Source organism: Mycobacterium sp. NGS27, from assembly GCF_059813005.1.
On record NZ_JCALDT010000009.1, the window covers coordinates 73283 to 91599 of the forward strand.

Genomic DNA, 18317 nt, shown 5'->3' on the forward strand with positions numbered 1-18317 from the left:
TCGCGCGCAGCGATCGGGTTTCAAAGCGGGCATTTTCATCATAGGAAGAGGCGTCGCCTGCTGCATGTTGAGCGCGGCCGGGGGTCAGCGGCAATATCTCAGATACAGATAGCCCTCGCAGAACAGCGCGTGCTCGAGGCTCATGGTGCGCGGGGCGGGCAGTTGTGCCGGGCGCAGTCGGTGGCCCACCGGCTGGCTCGCAGCCAGTTTGGGGGCGAGCGTCACGCAGATTTCGGTGACGGCGTCGGCTTCCACCAACTCGTCGAGCAGCGTCGGTCCGCCTTCGCACAGGATGCGATGCATTCCCTGCTCGCGCAGTATCGCGACCGCTCGCGAGACGTCGACCGACTCCTCTCCGGCGACCACGATGTGGCGCCGGTCTTCGTCGAGGTCTTGTCGTGCGGCGGTGCTCGCGCAGGTCACCAGGATCGGCGGCTGGTCCGGGTTGCTGAACAGCCGGGCCGGAAGTTCACCGCTGCGGCTCACCACCGCGATCGGGGGCGGTTCGGTTCGTCCTTCGTGGTGCCGCGTGGCGCGCGCCGCGTCGCTGAGGGTCACCGGGCCGTAGTTTTCGGCGCGGGCGGTGCCTGCGCCGACCAGCACGACGTCGGCCAGGCCGCGCAGGATTCTCAATAGCCGTTGATCGGTGGGACACGACAGCGGACCCGCGCGACCACCGAACGCGGCGGCGCCGTCGGCGCTGAAGATCATGTTGGCCCGCACACCGTCCGGGGGATCGGCGTAGAAGGGCGCGAGTTCAATGATGCTGGGAACGGCGCTGATCCGGGGCGACTCGCTCACGCGCTAGGCCTCGTGGCCGGGTTCCAGCTCGTGCACGTCGCCGAAGGACACCCAGGTCTCGAGTTCCTGGGGTGGGCTGCCGGCCACCGGTGCGAGCAGGTGCCCGACATGGTCACCCAGCGAGAATCGTTCGACGATCTCGCCGACGAACCACGCGGCGGCGTCGTCGAGGATGGGCATCTCTTCGGGACCGCGATGCCAGGAACACCGGTCGAACTTGTCGACCTTGTCGCTGGTCTGGCCGCCGAAGAGCTCCACCACGTCCAGGTTCTCGTGGCCGAAAACGTGCACCGCCAGGTGGGAGGCGGCACGGGCGACGCGGAAGGTGTGGTTGCGCCGGGACAGCCCAACCAGGAATCGGGGCGGGTGAATGCTGGTCTGGCTGGCGAAGCCCACCAGGCAACCGGCCGGGGTGTCGTGGGCCTGCGTGGTGACGACGAACATCGGATAGTTCAGCAGCGCCACCAACTTGTCGAACGCTTCGGTCGCGGGGTCGGACATCAGCTCAGTCTTCCCCGTGCGGACCCCCGAGGAATCGTGTGGGTGATGAAGCGGCGAATCAGATAGGCGGCGACGCCGATGCCCAGAACCGCCACACCGGAAATTACGGACGGCAGCGGCATCGCGAAAGCCAGCACCGTGCAGCCGAGCAACCCGATCACCGGAATGACGCGGTGCGGGCGGCCCTCATCGGGCCCGAGCGTGAACGCGGAGGCGTTGGCGACGGCGTAGTAGATCAGCACGGCGAACGACGAAAATCCGATGGCGTCGCGAAGGTCGGTGGTAGCGGCCAGGATCGCGACCACGACGCCGATCAGCAATTCCGCGCGGTGGGGCACCCGGAACCGTGGGTGCACGGCGGCCAGCGCGTGGGGGAGGTGGCGGTCCCGGGCCATGGCCAGCGTGGTGCGCGAGACGCCCAGAATCAGCGCGAGCAGGGAGCCCACCGCCGCGACCACCGCGCCTACCTGGACGAGGGGGACCAGCCAGGCCGCGCCCGCGGCCCGGGCCGTTTCGACCAGGGGGGCGGCGCTCTGTGCGAGACGGTTCGGCCCCAGCGCCGAGAGTGAGGCCACGGCGACGACTGCGTAAACGGCCAGGGTGACGGTGAGCGCCAGCGGTATCGCCCGTGGAATGACGCGGGACGGGTCGCGCACCTCCTCGCCCAGCGTCGCGATGCGCGCATAGCCGGCGAACGCGAAGAACAGTAGACCCGCCGCCTGAACAACCCCACCGGTCGTCGTGCCGGTCGGGCGGAGTCGATCGGCGTCGGCGGCCGGGGAGGCGAGCGCGGCGACGCACACCGCCGCCAGCACGGCGAGCACCGCGGCGACGACGATGCGGGTCAGCCAGGCCGACTTCTGCACGCCGGCGTAGTTCACCGCGGTCAGTGCGATCACCGCCGCGACGGCCACCGCGTGCGCCTGCGCGGGCCAGACGTAGAGGCCGACGGTCAAGGCCATGGCCGCGCATGACGCGGTCTTGCCGACGACGAAGCCCCACCCGGCCAGGTATCCCCAAAAGTCTCCCAACCGTTTTCGGCCATAGACATAGGTGCCGCCCGACGCGGGGTAGCGCGCCGCGAGCCGCGCCGACGAGGTGGCGTTGCAGTAGGCGACCACCGCGGCCAACGCGAGGCCCAGCAGCAGTCCCGAGCCTGCGGCACGCGCCGCGGGTCCCAGCGCCGCGAAAATCCCTGCGCCGATCATCGAGCCGAGGCCGATCGCCACCGCATCGAAAACCCCTAGGCTGCGGCGCAATTCGCCGCCGGCGGGAGGGGTGCTCACCCGAGTGGGTCGTTCCGGCGCACCCCGCGATACATGCCCCAGCGCACGATCCACGGCATCACCACGCGCTCGACCGACCAGGACGGGAAGCGGAAGGCGTGGCCGGTGGGCAGGAAGACCTCCAGCCCGTTGGGTTGGATGCCCACCAGCGAACCCCACCGCCGTGTCGGCGCCCGGAAGGCCCGTAGCGGCCGGCCGGCGAAGTCGGCGAGGACATTGCGCGCCACCAGGGCGTCGCCGCGGTTACGGGCGGAGCTGCGCAAGGGATCGGTCGCCGCGACGTCGCCGACCGCGAACACACCCCGGTGGCCGGGGACGCGCAGCTCCGGGGTGACGCGCACGAACCCACGCTCATCGAGCAATTCCGCCGGCAGCCAGCCGGTGTTGGGCCGCACCCGCCCGATCGCCCACAGCACCGCGTCGGCGTCGGCCGGGGGTTGCCCGGTGCTCCAGTGGACCGGCCCGCTGGTGAGTTCGTCGCCGGCGAACCCGTCGGCCACCACCGCGCGGTGTCCGGGATGCACGCCGACGCCCAGCCGAGTCAGCCGGTCGCGGATGCGCTGCCATATCCGTGGATGGTGCCCCTCGAGAGCCGACTCGCCGGGGAAGTACAGGTCGATCCGCTTGTCCGGCCACGTGGTTGCCATGTTGAGGGCGCTGCTGACCGCCGCCGCCCCGCCACCCACCACGACCACCGATGCGGCGGCGGCCAGCCGGTCGTGCGCGGAGCGCAGTCCCGCGCCGATGTCGTCGGCCGACTGCAACGTCGGCTGGCGCCAAAATCCGTTGCTGACTCCGGTCGAGATGATCAGCGCGTCGTACGCCTCGGTGAGGGCCGCGCCGTCCTCGGTTCGGCCGAAGACGGTGTGGGCGGCCAGGTCCAGTCCGGTCAGCGTGGCCTGCACGGTGCGAACGCCGTCGAGGCGGCGGAACCGGTCGAACGGGATCCAGTAATCGCGGGCCCAGTCGTGCGGGCGCGAGAGCCGGACGCCGAGCTCCTGGCCGCTCACCAGCGCGGGTTTGGCCGAGATGCCGACGACGTCGGCATGCCGGGACAGCCGAATCGCCGCGAGGACGCCCGCGTCCCCGAGCCCGGCGACGATGACACGCTTACGGTTCATCCCCGCTATCCTGCCCTGCATGGTCGGCGGTCTGGGGGAGTCCCCGGTTGTTCCGCGCCCACGGCTGGGCCGCGCGCTGCGCGCCGCGGTGCGTGCGTCGGCGCCTCGGCCCGCCGCTGCCCGGCGCGCCGCCGCCGACTTCGACAAGGGCTTGATTTCGGCGGTCATCGCCGAAATCCGGTGGTCGTTCACCGCGCCGCGCACCTGGCTGATGGGTGTGGTGGCCAACGTGATCTTCGCCGCCGGCTGGTTGCTGGTGCAGCCGCTGACTCTCGGCCGTCACCACGATTGGGTGATCCTCGTGGGCACCTACTTCTCCTCGTGGGTCCTGGCCGATGTCACCACCACCAATTTCTTGGGCGCCGACCATTACCGGATCATTCGGGGTTTATCGGGCGGGGTCCCGTTCTGGAGGATTCTGCTGATCAAGAACCTCGCCCTGCTCGCGATCGTCGGGCTGCCCACCCTGGCCGCCGCGGTTGCGTTGACGCTGTGGTTGGAAACGCCTGGGCGGCTGGGCATTACGATCCCCACCGTCGCGGTGCCCATCGTGTCCTGGCTAGGTGTCGGCAATCTCATCTCGGTGCTGCACCCGGTCAGCACCGAGCCGCTGATCCGGCGCTGGCGCCAACGCGGCGATTTGCGCCGCACCCTCAGTTGGGTGCTGGCCCTGACACTGCCCTATGCGCTGTACTACGTGGCCGATCCGATGAACGGCGTGGAGCACCGCGTGTTGTGGAAGCAGGCGCCCGCCCTGATCTGGCCGGTATTCGGGCGCGAAACGAAAAGCTTTGTCCACCTTGCCATCGCCGTCACCGTGTGGATCGCCGGTAGCGTCGCCGCGGTGTATTGGGTGCGCAGGCGCGGGTTGCAGATCCGCTAGGACACCTGGGGTTTGATCTCTTCGATCACCCACTGCGCGTAATCGAGGTATTCGTCCACGCCTCCGACGGCCGGGACGGGAACCGCGGTCACGGTCACGCCCTGCTCGGCGAGCCAGTTCAACCGGTCAACGATGTGTGCGGCGCTCATGCCCGGCCGGTCGGTCGCGCGGCGCGCGACGTGTCCTTCGCCGACCCGGTTGGTGCCCAGCCCGTGCATCACCTCGAATTGCCGTCCGTCGTACGCGCTTTGAGACTTGATGTAGTCGAGCTTCTGAGCGATCTGTTCGGGTGGCGTGAGAAACGGCCACCACCCGGAGCCGAAAGTGGCCGCCCGGCGCAGCGCGGCGTCCGCGTCACCGCCGATCCAGATCGGAAGATGGGGCTTCTGAACGGGTTTCGGCTCGAAGGCGATGTCGGCGAACGACACGTATCGACCTTCGAATCGCGGCGTGTCGCTGGTCCACAATTCGACGATGGCCGCCAGGTATTCGTCGGCGATGCGGCCCCGCTCCCCGAAGGGCACCGAGAGCAGTTCGAACTCGCGGGCCAGCCACCCGACTCCGAACGTCACCATCATCCGGCCCCCGCTCATCCAGTCCGCGGTGGCCAGCGCTTTGGCCAGCACGATGGGGTGCTGCAGAGGCAAGATGGTGACGCACGAGTTGATGGCCACCCGCTCGGTGGCACCGGCGATGAAGGCCTGCGCGGTCGTCGAGTGTAGATAGTGCGGCCCGGACAACTCGACGTGATCGGTGGGAATGACGAAATGCTCGGGCACCGCGATCATGTCGTAGCCCCACCGGTCGGCGCATTGCATCATGCGGCGCTGTTCTGGCCCGCTGACGGCGGCCTCCCAGGGCTGCGTAATCGCCTTGAGGCGCAGCAGGTGCGGAACGGGGAAGGCGAATTTCACGGGCGTCCCAGCCAGCGGTCCATGTCCTCCAATCTAGGGGGCGGTGTTGCTAACCTGGCAACATGGACTCCGAAACGGACCCTGCCAGCCAAAAGCTGACCAACGCGACCCTCGCCGCCACCAGTTGGGCGCTGCTGGGCATGATGTCGTACGAAGAGGAAGTCTCGGGCTACGACCTCAAGAAGTGGATCGACTGGAGCGTCGACCTCTATTACTGGAGTCCCTCGTACAGCCAGATCTACACCGAGTTGAAGAAGCTGGAGTCGCTGGGATTGGTGACATCGCGTGTCGAACGCGACGAGGGTACCCGCAGCCGCCGGCTCTACAAGATCACGCCGGCAGGCATGGACGCCGTCACCGCCTGGACCAACGACGCGCCCGTCGACCCCCCGGTGCTCAAACACTCTGTGCTGCTGCGGGTTACGTTCGGCCACCTGAGTAACCCGGCTAAGCTCAAGGAATTGCTGCAGGAGCACGTGGCGTACGCCGAATCCAGACACCGCAAGGCCGTCGAGGACGCCGAGGGAGCGGAGGCGGAGCCCGCGTGGGCGTACTCGGTCCTCGCGCTGCGCTGGGCGGCCAAGTACTACGCCGCCGAACGCGAATTCGCGTTGGAGATGATCAAGGAGATCGACGAGGCCGACGCGGTCCTGCAGAAGGCCGCGAAGGGTGGTTTGGGCAAGCCACGCCCGACGCCGGGGTATTGGCGTGAGGTCGAAAAGCAAGTTCAGGCCAAGCGCGAAGTGGATTAGTGCTGACGGTGGCGACCGGTTAGTCCCGCCACGAAATCCCTTGCATCACTTGTGTTTCAGTGGCCCCTGGCCGCCGCTTCTTGTCGGTGGCTACGGCTAGTTTCGGGGTATGGGTTCGAGCGATCAGCAGGATGTCGATGCGGTGTTCGACGCGCTCGATGCCGCCTGGGATCGAGCCTGCGCGCTGAACCTCGACGCGCTCAGCCCGCAGCAGCAGCTGGCGGTGTTGCGGCGCTGCGAAAAGCAGCGCCGACGCATCCCGGCCGTCGAGCATCCGCTGATCAATTCCCCTGTCCGCCAAGCACCGTCGGTGGAGCTGGGCGGCTCAGTGGTCCATGCCCTCGCCGAGGCGACACTGATCAGCCGCACCGAAGCCTCCCGCCGCATCAAAGAGGCGCGCGATCTGGGCCCGCGACACGGCCTGACCGGCGAACCGCTGGACCCAGTGCTGGCCGCCACCGCGGCCGCCCAACGCGAAGGCACGCTGGGCGCAGGTCAGGTCGCGGTGATTCGTAAGTTTCACCGCGCCCTGCCCGGCTGGGTGGACACGGCGACCCGCGAGCAGGCCGAGGCCAAACTCGCCATGGAGGGAACCCGGTATCGGCCCGAGCAGCTCGGAAAGCTGGCCGATGTCCTGGCCGATTGCCTCAACCCAGATGGCACCTTCACCGACGAGGACCGGGCCCGCCAACGCGGCCTGACGCTGGGCAAGCAGCAAGCCGACGGCATGTCGGCGTTGCGCGGCTGGCTCACTCCCGAGGCGCGCGCCACGTTCGAAGCCGTCTTGGCCAAACTCGCCGCCCCGGGCATGTGCAATCCCCTCGACGACACGCCGTGCGTCGATGGCGCGCCCACCCAAGAGGCCATCGAGCGTGATGCGCGATCGGCGGCCCAGCGCAACCACGACGGGCTGCTGGCTGCCCTGCGCGCCATGCTGGCCTCCGGAGAGTTGGGGCAGCACAACGGGTTACCGGCCTCCATCGTCGTGACCACGACGCTGGCCGAGCTGGAATCCGCCGCGGGGCGCGGGTTGACCGGTGGGGGCGCCATCCTGCCGATGAGCGACGTGATCCGCCTGGCCCGTCACGCCCATCACTATTTGGCGATCTTCGACAAGGGCAAGGCGCTAGCGCTGTATCACACCAAGCGCCTGGCCTCACCTGGGCAGCGAATCGTGTTGTACGCCAAGGACCGCGGGTGCAGCTCCCCGGGCTGCACCGTGCCCGGCTACTACTGCGAAGTCCATCACGCCACCGACTACGCCAAGTGCCACACCACCGACGTCAACGACCTCACCTTCGCCTGCGGCCCCCACCACCGCCTGCTACGCCCCGGCGGCTGGACCACCCGCAAAAACGCCCAAGGCGATACAGAGTGGAAGCCACCACCCGAGCTCGAACGCGGACAACCCCGCACCAACACCTTTCATCACCCCGAGAAGCTGCTGCGCGACGGAGACGACGAAGACGGCTAGTGCTGATGGCGGCGACCCGCCGCGCTCGCCGCATCCCGCCCCGCGATGTAGCCGTACACCAGCCCCTGCGCGATCGTCGCTCCCGCGCCCGGATACGTCGTCCCGAACGCGTTGGCGGCGGTGTTGCCGATCGCGTACAGCCCGCCGATCGCGCGGCCGTCTTCGCGCAGCACCCGCGCACGCTCGTCCGTGTTCAGTCCGCCGCAGGTGCCCAGATCGGACAGCACCATTTTCACCGCGTAGAACGGGCCGTTGACCAACGGGCGCAGGTTGGGGTTGGGCTTGATGGTCGGGTCACCGTAATAGCGATCGTAGGCGCTGCGGCCCCGGCCGAAGTCGGGATCCTCACCGGCAGCGGCATTTTGATTGAAGCGTGTCATCGTCGCAAAAAACTCCGAGACGCCAACGCCGATCCGTGCGCCCAGATCGGTCAAAGTGTCGGCCCGCACCGCGATCCCGGCGTCATACCACGCCTGCGGGATGCGCATCCGCGGAAACAGTTCGGCACCAAAGACATAACTGTTGCGGTACTGCTGGTCGAAGACGATCCACATCGCCTCGACCGGGCTGCCGGCCCGCTCCAGCTCGAGCAACCGCTGACCGAAGGACATGTAATCCGCCGCTTCGTTGGCGAATCGGCGGCCGTTCTGATCCACGATCAGACAGCCCGGCAGTGACCGCTCGGCCAACATCACCGCCGGCGCCTTGCCGGGCAGCGGCGCGACGGCGGGGAACCACCACGCCTGATCCATCAGGTCGATGTCGGCGCCGATTTCCTGGCCCGCTCGGATCCCGTCGCCGGTGTTGGCGGCGGCACCGAGACTGAGGTTGGCGCCCAACGATTCCGACTGGAATTTCCACCGCATGTCCATGCGGTGGTCGAAACCACCGGTCGCCAGCACGACGCCCCGCCGCGCGGTGATCGTCACCTCGCGGCCGTCGTGCTCGACGACGGCGCCGGTCACGCGGTCGCCATCGCCGGCGAGGCGCGCGAGCGTTGTGCCGGTCCACACCGGGATGCCGGCGCGCAGCACCCCGGTGAACAGCCCGGCCATCAGGCCCTGACCGCCCGCGGCGTAACGCCGGCCCACCATACGGCCGGCCAAGCCCTGCGCCAGGCGCTTGCCGTAGACCGGAATTCCCTTGCGCGGCATGCGGGCCACCAGATTCATCCACCGGTAATCGGCGCCCGTCGTCGGCATCGGGACGGTGACCTCCATCAGGCCGGGCTCCAACCTCGTGCGGTACTCGCCCAGCAGGGAGGTGTCGAACGGGCGGCACTCACAGGTTCGCCCGGCGGGGCTGCCGCCCGGCTCCTCGGGGTGGTAGTCGGAATAGTCGCGGGCCCAGAACAACCGCAGCGGCGTCGCGCGGCGCAGCATGTCCACCGTCGCGGACACGTTCGCCACGAACGCCGCCGACCGTTGCGCGGGCGCCGAACCGCAGACCACCGCATCCAGGTAGGCGCCGGCGCGTTCGGCGGTGTCTCCGGCGTGCGCTTCGGCCAGCACCGGGCTGGCCGGCAGCCACAGCGCGCCGCCGGACCGGGCGGTCGAGCCGCCCACGTACGACGACTTCTCCACGATCAGCACCGACAATCCCGATTCGTGGGCCGCCAGCGCCGCGGCCATGCCGGTGCCCGAGCCGACGACGAGCAGGTCGACGCACGCGTCGGCCACGGAAAGTCCGGCGGGAATCGTCGCGCTGTGCGTCGTCACGTCCGCAACGGTAGGCCGAGGAGGGAAGCCACCGGAAGCTCCGTCCTGATGAGTGGAACAAGGGGGTCCCGCGGCGCGGTCCGGGGGAGTTAAATCGGGCTCATGACGTCGCAGATCGAGGCTGACGAAATTCGGTTCATCGAAGCGCAGGCCGCGCCGACGCGGTTCGCCCGCGGATGGCACTGCCTGGGGCTGACCAGGGATTTCGGTGACGGCAAGCCCCACGCGATCAACGCCTTCGGGCAGAAACTCGTCGTCTTCCGCAGCGGGGACGGGAACATCAGCGTGCTGGACGGATACTGCCGGCACATGGGCGGCGACCTGTCCCAGGGCGAGGTCAAGGGCAACGAGATCGCCTGCCCGTTCCACGACTGGCGCTGGGGCGGCGACGGGCGCTGCAAGCAGGTGCCGTACAGCCGGCGCGCGCCCAAACTGGCCCGCACCCGAGCGTGGATCACGCTGGAGCAGGACGGCATGTTGTTCGTGTGGAACGATCCGGAGGGTAAACCGCCACCGCCGGAGGTGACGATCCCGCGCATCGAGGGCGCCACCAGCGACCAGTGGACCGACTGGCACTGGTACACCACCGTCGTGGGAAGCAACTGCCGCGAAATCATCGACAACGTGGTGGATATGGCGCACTTCTACTACATCCACGGCGCGTTGCCCACCTACTTCAAGAACATCTTCGAGGGGCACGTCGCGACGCAGTACATGAACGGCGAGGGCCGTCCGGACATGGGCGGCACCGAAGGCGCGCAGATGCTGGGCAACACGTCGGTGGCGTCCTACTACGGTCCGTCCTTCATGATCGACGACCTGACGTATCACTACGAGCACGGCGACGCCAAGACGATTCTCATCAATTGCCACTATCCAATCGATGCGAATTCCTTTGTGCTGCAATACGGCATCATCGTGAAGAAGTCGGAGACGATGCCTTCGGACGAGGCGATGCAGACGGCGGTCAAACTCGGCGACTACGTCAAGCTCGGTTTCGAGCAAGACGTCGAGATCTGGCGGCACAAGGCACGCATCGACAACCCGCTGCTGGTCGAGGAAGACGGCCCCGTCTACCAGTTGCGGCGCTGGTATCAGCAGTTCTACGTCGACGCTGCCGACGTGCAACCGGACATGGTGGACCGCTTCGAATTCGAGCTCGACACCACCCGGCCCTACGAGGCGTGGATGAAAGAGGTCGAGGCCAACATCGCGGCCCGGGCCTGATGACGCTGAGATCGCCGGTGCGAGCGGACAATCGGCTCGAAGAGATGCCGATGGTGCCGGTGGTGTGCACTAATTGTGGTGCGCGGGTGCTGGCCCGCAAGAGCAGCTGGAATCAGACCAGCGTGCAGTGGAACGCCGATGCGACGCAACGGTGTGTCGAGCGCGCCGACGCGCGCAAGATTGCGACACCGGGCGGCCGGGGCGTCTTCATCGTGTGTTCGGCGCTGAGCGCGTCGATCGTGGACGCGGTGCGCCGCGGAGATTTGGCTGTGGTCGACGAAACGGATTGCGCACCAGGATAATTTCGGATCGCCTATCCCCGCGGGATCTCATCCGTGTGACGGGGGCAGTACGAGTAGATGCTCTGGGCGACGAAGAAACCGGTGTGAAACTCGGGCAAGCCGCTGCTGGCCAGCACTTCGTGCATCACCTGCAGGGGCGTATCGCCGGCGTCGAGCCGGGCGCAGACGTATTGAGCGGCTTCGATCGCGTGTCCGGCCGAAGATTGGTCGATGATGCCCTGTTCCTCCAGGGCCGCCAGAAATCTCTGGTCGGTGGTGTCGGCATGGGCGACCGGCGCCGCCGCCAACAGGGCGACGGATGTGGCCCCCGCGGTGAGAAGCAGGCGGGCACAACGCCTATCGCAGTGACGAAAGGTCATCGGTACCGCGGTGTGATGAATACGCCCTCGGCTTCAACCGTGACGCCGTCGGCGTTTCTGAGGTGGCCGGTCGCATACGTCTTGCTACCGTCGATCCGCTCCACCCGGGCCTCGGCTCGCAGCGCGCCCAATCGGGTGGGACGCAGATAGCGCACGGTGATGGTGCCGGTGTAGGCCGGCTTACCCGGCCGATGAGCCGTCGCACCTAACACATGATCCAGGATCAGGGCACACATTCCACCGTGCACATGACCGGGCGGTCCCTCGTAGCCGGCGCCGAGGTGAACGTCGGCACGCACGCCGCCCACCTCGTCGTGCTCGATGATTAGGGGCGGGGCGATCGCGTTACGCAACCCGACGGCAACATTGCCCCAAACGATATTTGCACCTTCGGAATTCGTGCGCACACCAAACGACCCAGGCATCAGTCGCGTGCTGAGCAAATCGACGGTTTGGTCGACCAGAGCCAGAGCACGCGCCACGACGGCGTCGTCGGCCTCGCTGCGAATCGTGACATCGATCAGTCGTCGCACCGACTGCGTGAGCTGTTCGCGGATACCGATCATGCGAGCGCGAAGGCGCTGATCGGCGCCTCCTGGGGGTAAACGGCGGGTCCGCCCAGGTCGTAAGCGGCGTTGAGCGCGCCGATGAAGGCCGCGTCGTGCAGCGGTTCACTGGGAATGTCGAGCCTGATCCCTCTGGTTTTGAGGTCGTCGACCATCATGTCGATGGCCCGCTCGACGGTCAGGTCGTCGGAACCCTCCATGTTCTTCTTCAGCTCGTCGAAGTCGGCGAACACCTCGGCCGACCAGTGCACCAGGAAGCGCAGCTCGTCGGTGTGGTGGCGCGCGATGACGTGCTCACCGTTCTTCAGCAGCCAGTCATCGCGGTCGTCAGGGTCGCCGGTGAACACGGTGTCGAACGCCAATCCGGGCGGAATCTGTTGCTGTAGCGGGCCGTTCGCTTCGCCGCGGTGCACCATCATCTCGTTCTGCACGACGACGCCGCGGTTGTAGATCGGCGGCAGGACTCGCTTGGGAGCCCTGAGCGGCCCTTCGGGCCAGTACGTGAAGCCACTACTGCCATCCAGCGAAAACCAGGTGATGACCTGGGCCATCTTGATCAGGTAGTCCGTGAAGAGGCCGGATTTGCCCATGACGCTGGTGAGCCAGGTCGGCGCGTTCTCGTGCCGCACGCCGCGGAAGCTCGGCGAATCCAGGTGTCCCGGATCGCGATTGGCGCACGGTCCGTTGATGTTGAACAGCATCAGCTGTGGTTTGGCGTACTCGGCGTTCCAATAGTCTTTGGCCAGCTCCAGGAATCGCGCGTTGTAGAAGCAGTCGTGCAGCTGAGGGTAGAGCACCGCGCCGTGATTGGCCAGGTAGCCGCGGAACGTCGGGGTCAGGAAGAGGTCCAGCGACGGCGTGAACCCCTCGGGGAAGGCGCCGCTCATGGTGGCGATCAGTTCGTCGGCGGACGCGAAGTGTTGCGCGATGATCAGCTTCCATGGCCCCTCGGTGCGCACGACGTCAAGGAGTCGTTCCCGCTGATCGTCGGTGTAGACGTCCGCGATTTCTCGGGGCGGTGCGGCGGGGCGCAGGATGTCGGACAACTCTGTCCGCCGCTCGTCGGTCAGCATCGAGGTCTCCTTCGGCGTGGCGCTCGATCGGGTTGCTGTCGATCTTGGTCGGATTGGCACGGCGACGGGTCACCCATGTCCGGTGATCGGGAGGAAGTTGCAAACCAAACGTCAAAAGGGGAGCGGATGCGCGAATTTCGCCCTGAGCAGCGCGCCGATCTCGGCCAGCGCGAGGCCGGCCCGCGCCACAGTTTCCGAACGCATCAGAAAGCCGTGATACACACCGGGATAACGAGTGACGGTGGTCTGCACGCCGGCACCCCGCAACCGCTCCGCGTACCGTTCTCCCCAGTCGCGGATCGGATCGACGGAAGCGGTCGCCACGATCGCCGCTGGGAGGTGGGACAGGTCGGTGGCATACGCCGGCACGAGATAGGGATGATCGGGCGGACCGGTTCCCGCATCCGCGAGTTCGTGCATGTAATGGATGTCGTCGAGGCTCAGCATGGGCGCCGAGTCCAGCGTCGCGAGCGACGGCACCGTCATGTCTCGATCCAGGCCCGGGTACAACAACACCTGGCAGAACAATGGCGGACCGCCTCGATCACGGGCAGCCAGGGCGACGGCCGCGGCCAGCGCGCCACCCGCGCTGTCGCCGATCACCCCGATTCGGGTTGGGTCCAGCCGCAATTCGGTGGCGTTCGCTGCGACCCAGGCGGTCGCGTGGAACGCGTCGTCGAATTGTGCTGGCGGTGGGGCTTCGGGGGCGAGGCGGTATTCGACGGCGACGATGGTTGCACCGGACGCCTGGGCGAGATTGCGGGCCAGCGGCTCGAAGGAATGGTTGGACCCCAGCACCATGCCACCGCCGTGGAAATAGACCAATGCCGGCGCATCGAGGTCTCGGGTCGGCCGGTAGACGCGCAGTGCGAGCTCGCCATCAGGGGCGGTGATCGCGTGGTCGGTCACCTCGGCCATGTCGGGCATCGGTGGCAGTGGCATTGATTCGAGGGAATCGCGCACCATCGCAAGGCCTCGTTGCCGCATCGGCGCGACGGGGCCTAGGGACGCCACCCTGGCAGCGGCGTCGGGGTCAAGGGGCGGCACGCTCATTCTTGTGCGGGATGGAAGTTCTTGGGTGGGATGAAAGCGGCGTTCGGTGCTCAGCGTCGGTGGCCGCTGTGCCGCAAGCACATTGGCTCGTTCGAGCATCGCATTGCCCACGAATTCGGGTTGAGTGAGCAGATAGAACCGCCCTTCGGCGGCCTGCTCGAACACCACTTCGGCGGCCGCGAATGGATCCATGGCATCGGCCTTGATGTCGAGCATCGCCGAGCGCTGAGACTCTGCCGCGGCGCGGCCGCTCGCGTCGTCGCCGTCGACCCCGCCCGCCGACTCGAAGATGTTGGACACCACCGCGCCCGGCAGCACGGCCTGGACGTGGATGTGATGGTCGTGCCCGGCGGATTGAACCTCAAGATGCAGGCATTCGGTCAACGCGAGCACCGCGTGCTTACTCATGATGTACGGCGCCTGCAACGGAATCGACACCACCGCGCCCACCGACGACAGGTTCCACACCCACGCCTGCTCGGCGGCGGCCATCATTCTGGGCAGGAAGGCCCGCACACCGTGGAAGACGCCGCTGATGTTGATGTCGATCACGCGCTGCCAGTTGGCGAGGGGCGTGTCCCAGAGATAGCCGAATTGTTCGACGCCAGCGTTGTTCACCAGTAACCGCACCGCGCCGACGTCACGGTAGGTCATTTCTGCCAGCGCCTGCATCGCGTCGTGATCGCGAACGTCGCACACCACGTCGAGCGCCGAGCCCCCCGCGGCGCACAGCTCGTCGCGCAGCGCGGCAACGGCATCGGCGTCGACGTCCGCTAGCACCAACGTCATCCCCAACCTGCTGGCGTGTCGCGCCAGGCCGGCACCGATGCCGGCGCCGGCACCGGTGATGACCGCGACGCCGCCGGAGAACATTTCGTGGGCGTTCACCGGTTACGACACGGCGGCACTGCGGGCGGAGTGCTCAGACAGCGGGACCGAATCGGTGGTGTCGAGAACAATGTCCATCTCGGTGAACTCCAGCCCGTCGGCGCCGCGGCGCACGCCGACCTTCGCCACGCCGCTGGACACGGCAAACGGTACGAAGTTCGCGGTCTGATTGACGAAGATGTAGAACCGCGCGTGGGTGATGTCACCCTCGGTACCCGTGCGGTGCACGTTGGTGGCGTGGTGGCGCAGCGGGTACGGACTTTGGTTGCGATGCTCCGACAGCCATTCCATGACGGCGCCGCGGCCGTGCAACTCGGGCGACATCAGTTCCTCGAATGGGCTTGTGCCCGAATCGCTTCGGGTCACGTAGCGCACGTTCTCGGCGTAGCGTGCTGCCAGTTCGTCGTAGTGTGCCTCGTCGTAGTGGTACCAAAAACCGGCGATGAACTCCTGCAGGTCCGACAGCGCGATGTCGTTGCTCATGGCATCAGTCAACTCCGGGTGAGGCCATGCAGACACCGGACTGCCCGGTCAGTGGAACACGGCCCGCCCAACCCGCTCGCACGCTCCGATACTCAGTGCCATGACCTCCGCCACTGAATCGACGGCGCCGCCCGGTTCGGCCACGCTCGATCTAGAGGAGCTGCGGGCGAACCTCGGCCAGGCCGACCCTGGCGTGCTGGTCGCAGTCCTGACTCAGCTGACCGGCGACTCCTCGGTGATCGAGAAGTTCGGGCCGAAGATTTCCCACGTCCCGGATCCCCCGGAGCGGGCCGGCGTCACCGACGACGACACGACGGAGGAATTGGTGAGCGCGCTGGTTGCCGCCCTGGCCGAAAGTCGGCGAGCGAGTGCACCGCCCGTGGATGATCCCGAACTGTTCAGGCGCTTGCTTCCGCTGGCGTTGGGCTCGGAGGTGGACGACGAGTTCGTTCCACTGCTGTTCGAGCAGGGCGGCTTTCGACTCGCGCGGCCGACGCTGCCGCAACGAGTACCGATCCCTGAATCGACGAACGTGGTCATCATCGGTGCGGGAATCGCCGGCATCATCGCTGCGCTGGCGGCCGCCGAAGCCGGGGTCGACTACGAGATCATCGATCGCAACGACGAAGTCGGGGGAACATGGTTGACCACGACCTACCCCGGCATCGGGGTCGACACCCCCTCGGCGTACTACTCGTTGTCGCGCGAGGTGAATCCCGAATGGACGAGCTACTATCCGCAGGGAGCCGAGTACCAGGCCTATCTCGTTGCGTTGGCCGACAAGCACGGACTGCGTGAGCACATACGATTCGGCACCGAGGTGACGGCCCTGTGGTGGGATGAGGACCGCGCCCATTGGCAGGTCCACTCGGTCGACCGCGACGGTAACCATGACGTCACTCACTCGCGGGTGGTCATCACCGCCGCTGGCTACCTCAACAGGCCGCGGTGGCCGGACCTACCGGGCCGGGAGGCGTTCGCGGGCACCAGCGTTCACTCCGCGCGGTGGGACACATCGCTAGACCTCACGGGCAAGCGGGTGGCGATCATCGGTGCCGGCTGCACGGCGGTGCAGATCGTTGACGCCTGTGTGGACGAAGTCGGGCACCTCACCGTGTTTCAGCGCCAGCCGCACTGGGTGGCGCCGCGCAGGCGGCTGACCGACGACGTACCCGAGTACCGCCGCTATCTCGGCCGTCACCTTCCGCATTACGCCAAGTGGCACAGGCTGAAGTCCTATTGGGGCACGGCGGACAACAACTATCCGGTGATCCTACGTGACCCGGAGTGGGCGGAAGCGCATCTATCCATCTCGCCCGCGAACGACGTGCTTTTGCGTATGTGTCTGGACTACATCCACGCAACCTTTGGTTCGGGAACTGAGCTGGCGAAGAAGGTGACGCCGGATTTTGCCCCCTACGGCAAGCGAATCATCCGTGACCCGGGTGGTTACTACCAGGCTCTGACCCGTGAGCATGTCGATGTGGAAGCCAGCGAGCCGGCCGCCGTCAACGCCAAAGGCATTGTCACGCAAGACGGTAGGCAGATCGATCTCGACGTGATCATCTATGCCACCGGTTATCACCTTGATTTCTTGTCCACCATCGATATTCGCGGCCGCGGCGGGCGCAAGCTCACCGACGAGTGGGGTGACAGCCCCCGTGCCTACCGCGGGGGCACCGTGCCCGGCTTTCCCAACCTGTTCATCAACTCGGCCCCGAACTACAGTCCCGGTCACGGAGCCGGCGCCAATTTCTCGATGGAAGTGCTGTCGCACTACATCATCGAATGTCTGCAACTGATGGCGCTGCGCGGCGCGACGACGATGGAGGTCACACAACAGGCCTACGACGACTATGTGGCCGCGATCGACGAGGCCATGGCCGGTACGGTGTGGTGCCACACCCCGAATGCGCACACCTATTACCGGTCCGGCTCGGGGCGCGTCGTGGTGGCGACTCCGTACCGGCTGGTCGACCTCTGGCATGAACACCGAGCGCCGATCGAAGAGCATTTCGAGTTTCGATGACCGAATTACTCTCCGGTAGAACGGCTTTGGTGACCGGCAGTAGCCGCGGGATCGGCCGGGCGATCGCGCAGCGACTGGCCGCCGAGGGCGCCACGGTCGCGGTGACGGCGCGAAACCACACACCCTCGCAATCCACCCGGGCGGGGTTCGCTGCGGTACTGCCCGGAACGATCGATGAGACGATCGCCCTGATTGAGGACGCCGGAGGCTCGGCGTTCGGGCTGGACGTCGACATCGAGGACGACGGCGCCCGTGCCGGTCTGATCGACCGGGTGCTCGACCGCACCGGCCGTATCGACATCCTGGTCAACAACGCGGGCTTCGCCGACTACGCGGTGATCGAAAAGATGGGTCTGGAGACATTCGACCGTACCGTGGAGCACTACCTGCGCACGCCTTTCGTCCTGACGAAAGCCGCAGTGCCCCATATGCGCAAGCAAGGCGCGGGCTGGATCGTCAACATCGGGTCGGTGACCGGGGTGGCGCCGGTGAGGCCGTACCGCGACTACAACAAGACGTCGGGCGACGTGGTCTACGGGTCCGTGAAGGCCGCGTTGCACCGCTTTACGCAGGGTGTCGCGGCGGAACTGCTCGACGCCAACATCGCGGTCAATTGTGTGGGCCCATCGACGGCGGTGCGGACACCCGGTGCGGCCCAGTTGATTCCCGACTCGTTTCCTACCGAACCCGTGGAATACCTGGCCGAGACCGTGCTGGCGATGTGTCATCTTCCTGCGGCTGAGCGCACCGGATTGGTCGCCTTCAGCCTGCACTATCCGTGGTCGCAGCGGTTGCGAGTTCGCACTCTGGACGGCAAAAGTGAGCTACCTGCGCTGCGGCCACCGACGACGGCCAATCCGAACATCCTGCCTGCGGGGGTTTAGCCG

The 18317-nt window shown here is 67.0% G+C and carries 18 protein-coding genes and 1 pseudogene; 7 read left to right on the plus strand and 12 right to left on the minus strand.

Annotation, left to right across the window (positions count from 1 at the left end):
• Positions 1-84 precede the first annotated feature (84 nt).
• The 4 genes from AC5Y30_RS22000 to AC5Y30_RS22015 are packed head-to-tail and all read right to left on the minus strand — an operon-like array spanning position 85 to position 3709.
• The gene (locus tag AC5Y30_RS22000; RefSeq protein WP_499920960.1) at positions 85-801 is read right to left on the minus strand and encodes a pyrimidine reductase family protein; all 717 of its coding nucleotides are present in this window, start codon (positions 799-801) and stop codon (positions 85-87) included.
• 3 nt (positions 802-804) lie between these two features.
• The gene (locus tag AC5Y30_RS22005; protein WP_499920962.1) at positions 805-1302 is read right to left on the minus strand and encodes a flavin reductase family protein; all 498 of its coding nucleotides are present in this window, start codon (positions 1300-1302) and stop codon (positions 805-807) included.
• Entirely contained in the window at positions 1302-2588 is a 1287-nt protein-coding gene (locus AC5Y30_RS22010; protein WP_499920963.1) for an APC family permease, read from the minus strand. The genes AC5Y30_RS22005 and AC5Y30_RS22010 overlap by 1 nt, the downstream gene beginning before the upstream one ends.
• Positions 2585-3709 (minus strand): FAD-dependent oxidoreductase, encoded by a 1125-nt coding sequence (locus AC5Y30_RS22015; protein WP_499920967.1) that lies wholly within the window; start codon positions 3707-3709, stop codon positions 2585-2587. Before AC5Y30_RS22015 ends, AC5Y30_RS22010 begins: the two co-directional genes overlap by 4 nt.
• 19 nt (positions 3710-3728) lie before the next feature.
• Here AC5Y30_RS22015 and AC5Y30_RS22020 point away from each other — a divergent pair, with 19 nt between their 5' ends.
• Positions 3729-4592, plus strand: a complete 864-nt coding sequence (locus AC5Y30_RS22020; RefSeq protein ID WP_499920970.1) for a hypothetical protein — start codon at positions 3729-3731, stop codon at positions 4590-4592.
• Here AC5Y30_RS22020 and AC5Y30_RS22025 read toward each other — a convergent pair.
• Positions 4589-5506 carry a TIGR03619 family F420-dependent LLM class oxidoreductase gene (locus AC5Y30_RS22025; RefSeq protein WP_499920972.1) on the minus strand — a complete coding sequence of 306 codons (918 nt, stop codon included), beginning with the start codon at positions 5504-5506 and terminating at the stop codon, positions 4589-4591. The genes AC5Y30_RS22020 and AC5Y30_RS22025 overlap by 4 nt on opposite strands.
• Before the next feature lie 62 nt (positions 5507-5568).
• On the opposite strand from AC5Y30_RS22025, the gene AC5Y30_RS22030 reads away from it, so the two are divergent.
• On the plus strand, positions 5569-6258 hold the full coding sequence (locus AC5Y30_RS22030; RefSeq protein ID WP_499920974.1) for a PadR family transcriptional regulator: 690 nt from the start codon (positions 5569-5571) through the stop codon (positions 6256-6258).
• Between the two features lie 109 nt (positions 6259-6367).
• The gene (locus tag AC5Y30_RS22035; RefSeq protein WP_499920976.1) at positions 6368-7732 is read left to right on the plus strand and encodes an HNH endonuclease signature motif containing protein; all 1365 of its coding nucleotides are present in this window, start codon (positions 6368-6370) and stop codon (positions 7730-7732) included.
• Here the strand turns inward: AC5Y30_RS22035 and AC5Y30_RS22040 are convergent.
• On the minus strand, positions 7729-9450 hold the full coding sequence (locus tag AC5Y30_RS22040) for a 3-ketosteroid-delta-1-dehydrogenase (protein WP_499920978.1): 1722 nt from the start codon (positions 9448-9450) through the stop codon (positions 7729-7731). The two genes, AC5Y30_RS22035 and AC5Y30_RS22040, sit on opposite strands and share 4 nt — an antisense overlap.
• A gap of 102 nt (positions 9451-9552) precedes the next feature.
• Here AC5Y30_RS22040 and AC5Y30_RS22045 point away from each other — a divergent pair, with 102 nt between their 5' ends.
• Both AC5Y30_RS22045 and AC5Y30_RS22050 read left to right on the plus strand, forming a co-directional pair.
• Positions 9553-10677, plus strand: a complete 1125-nt coding sequence (locus tag AC5Y30_RS22045) for a 3-ketosteroid-9-alpha-monooxygenase, oxygenase component (RefSeq protein WP_499920980.1) — start codon at positions 9553-9555, stop codon at positions 10675-10677.
• A complete protein-coding gene (locus AC5Y30_RS22050; protein WP_499920982.1) occupies positions 10677-10979 on the plus strand; it encodes a ferredoxin in 303 nt (100 codons plus the stop codon). The genes AC5Y30_RS22045 and AC5Y30_RS22050 overlap by 1 nt, the downstream gene beginning before the upstream one ends.
• Before the next feature lie 11 nt (positions 10980-10990).
• Here the strand turns inward: AC5Y30_RS22050 and AC5Y30_RS22055 are convergent, their stop codons facing one another.
• The 6 genes and pseudogenes from AC5Y30_RS22055 to AC5Y30_RS22080 all read right to left on the minus strand — a co-directional run bounded on the left by AC5Y30_RS22055 (position 10991) and on the right by AC5Y30_RS22080 (position 15401).
• Positions 10991-11338 (minus strand): DUF732 domain-containing protein, encoded by a 348-nt coding sequence (locus AC5Y30_RS22055; RefSeq protein ID WP_499920983.1) that lies wholly within the window; start codon positions 11336-11338, stop codon positions 10991-10993.
• Entirely contained in the window at positions 11335-11904 is a 570-nt protein-coding gene (locus tag AC5Y30_RS22060) for a PaaI family thioesterase (protein ID WP_499920984.1), read from the minus strand. Before AC5Y30_RS22060 ends, AC5Y30_RS22055 begins: the two co-directional genes overlap by 4 nt.
• Entirely contained in the window at positions 11901-12977 is a 1077-nt protein-coding gene (locus AC5Y30_RS22065) for a hypothetical protein (RefSeq protein WP_499920985.1), read from the minus strand. Before AC5Y30_RS22065 ends, AC5Y30_RS22060 begins: the two co-directional genes overlap by 4 nt.
• A 111-nt stretch (positions 12978-13088) precedes the next feature.
• Complete coding sequence (locus AC5Y30_RS22070; protein ID WP_499921124.1) at positions 13089-14030, minus strand: alpha/beta hydrolase; 942 nt, start codon at positions 14028-14030, stop codon at positions 13089-13091.
• 21 nt (positions 14031-14051) lie between these two features.
• Positions 14052-14903: pseudogene (locus AC5Y30_RS22075) on the minus strand (SDR family NAD(P)-dependent oxidoreductase); the annotation flags it as partial.
• Positions 14904-14921: 18 nt separating this feature from the next.
• Entirely contained in the window at positions 14922-15401 is a 480-nt protein-coding gene (locus AC5Y30_RS22080; protein ID WP_499920986.1) for a nuclear transport factor 2 family protein, read from the minus strand.
• A 100-nt stretch (positions 15402-15501) separates the two neighbouring features.
• On the opposite strand from AC5Y30_RS22080, the gene AC5Y30_RS22085 reads away from it, so the two are divergent.
• Positions 15502-17430, plus strand: a complete 1929-nt coding sequence (locus tag AC5Y30_RS22085; protein WP_499920987.1) for a flavin-containing monooxygenase — start codon at positions 15502-15504, stop codon at positions 17428-17430.
• Positions 17427-18314 carry an SDR family NAD(P)-dependent oxidoreductase gene (locus tag AC5Y30_RS22090; RefSeq protein ID WP_499920988.1) on the plus strand — a complete coding sequence of 296 codons (888 nt, stop codon included), beginning with the start codon at positions 17427-17429 and terminating at the stop codon, positions 18312-18314. Before AC5Y30_RS22085 ends, AC5Y30_RS22090 begins: the two co-directional genes overlap by 4 nt.
• Positions 18315-18317 lie beyond the last annotated feature (3 nt).

Coding starts and splice junctions, on each gene's coding strand:
- AC5Y30_RS22005 (WP_499920962.1), bottom strand. CDS start 1,302: ATGTCCGACCCCGCGACCGAAGCGTTCGACAAGTTGGTGGCGCTGCTG.
- AC5Y30_RS22015 (WP_499920967.1), bottom strand. CDS start 3,709: ATGAACCGTAAGCGTGTCATCGTCGCCGGGCTCGGGGACGCGGGCGTC.
- AC5Y30_RS22020 (WP_499920970.1), top strand. CDS start 3,729: ATGGTCGGCGGTCTGGGGGAGTCCCCGGTTGTTCCGCGCCCACGGCTG.
- AC5Y30_RS22030 (WP_499920974.1), top strand. CDS start 5,569: ATGGACTCCGAAACGGACCCTGCCAGCCAAAAGCTGACCAACGCGACC.
- AC5Y30_RS22035 (WP_499920976.1), top strand. CDS start 6,368: ATGGGTTCGAGCGATCAGCAGGATGTCGATGCGGTGTTCGACGCGCTC.
- AC5Y30_RS22045 (WP_499920980.1), top strand. CDS start 9,553: ATGACGTCGCAGATCGAGGCTGACGAAATTCGGTTCATCGAAGCGCAG.
- AC5Y30_RS22050 (WP_499920982.1), top strand. CDS start 10,677: ATGACGCTGAGATCGCCGGTGCGAGCGGACAATCGGCTCGAAGAGATG.
- AC5Y30_RS22055 (WP_499920983.1), bottom strand. CDS start 11,338: ATGACCTTTCGTCACTGCGATAGGCGTTGTGCCCGCCTGCTTCTCACC.
- AC5Y30_RS22060 (WP_499920984.1), bottom strand. CDS start 11,904: ATGATCGGTATCCGCGAACAGCTCACGCAGTCGGTGCGACGACTGATC.
- AC5Y30_RS22065 (WP_499920985.1), bottom strand. CDS start 12,977: ATGCTGACCGACGAGCGGCGGACAGAGTTGTCCGACATCCTGCGCCCC.
- AC5Y30_RS22070 (WP_499921124.1), bottom strand. CDS start 14,030: ATGAGCGTGCCGCCCCTTGACCCCGACGCCGCTGCCAGGGTGGCGTCC.
- AC5Y30_RS22080 (WP_499920986.1), bottom strand. CDS start 15,401: ATGAGCAACGACATCGCGCTGTCGGACCTGCAGGAGTTCATCGCCGGT.
- AC5Y30_RS22085 (WP_499920987.1), top strand. CDS start 15,502: ATGACCTCCGCCACTGAATCGACGGCGCCGCCCGGTTCGGCCACGCTC.
- AC5Y30_RS22090 (WP_499920988.1), top strand. CDS start 17,427: ATGACCGAATTACTCTCCGGTAGAACGGCTTTGGTGACCGGCAGTAGC.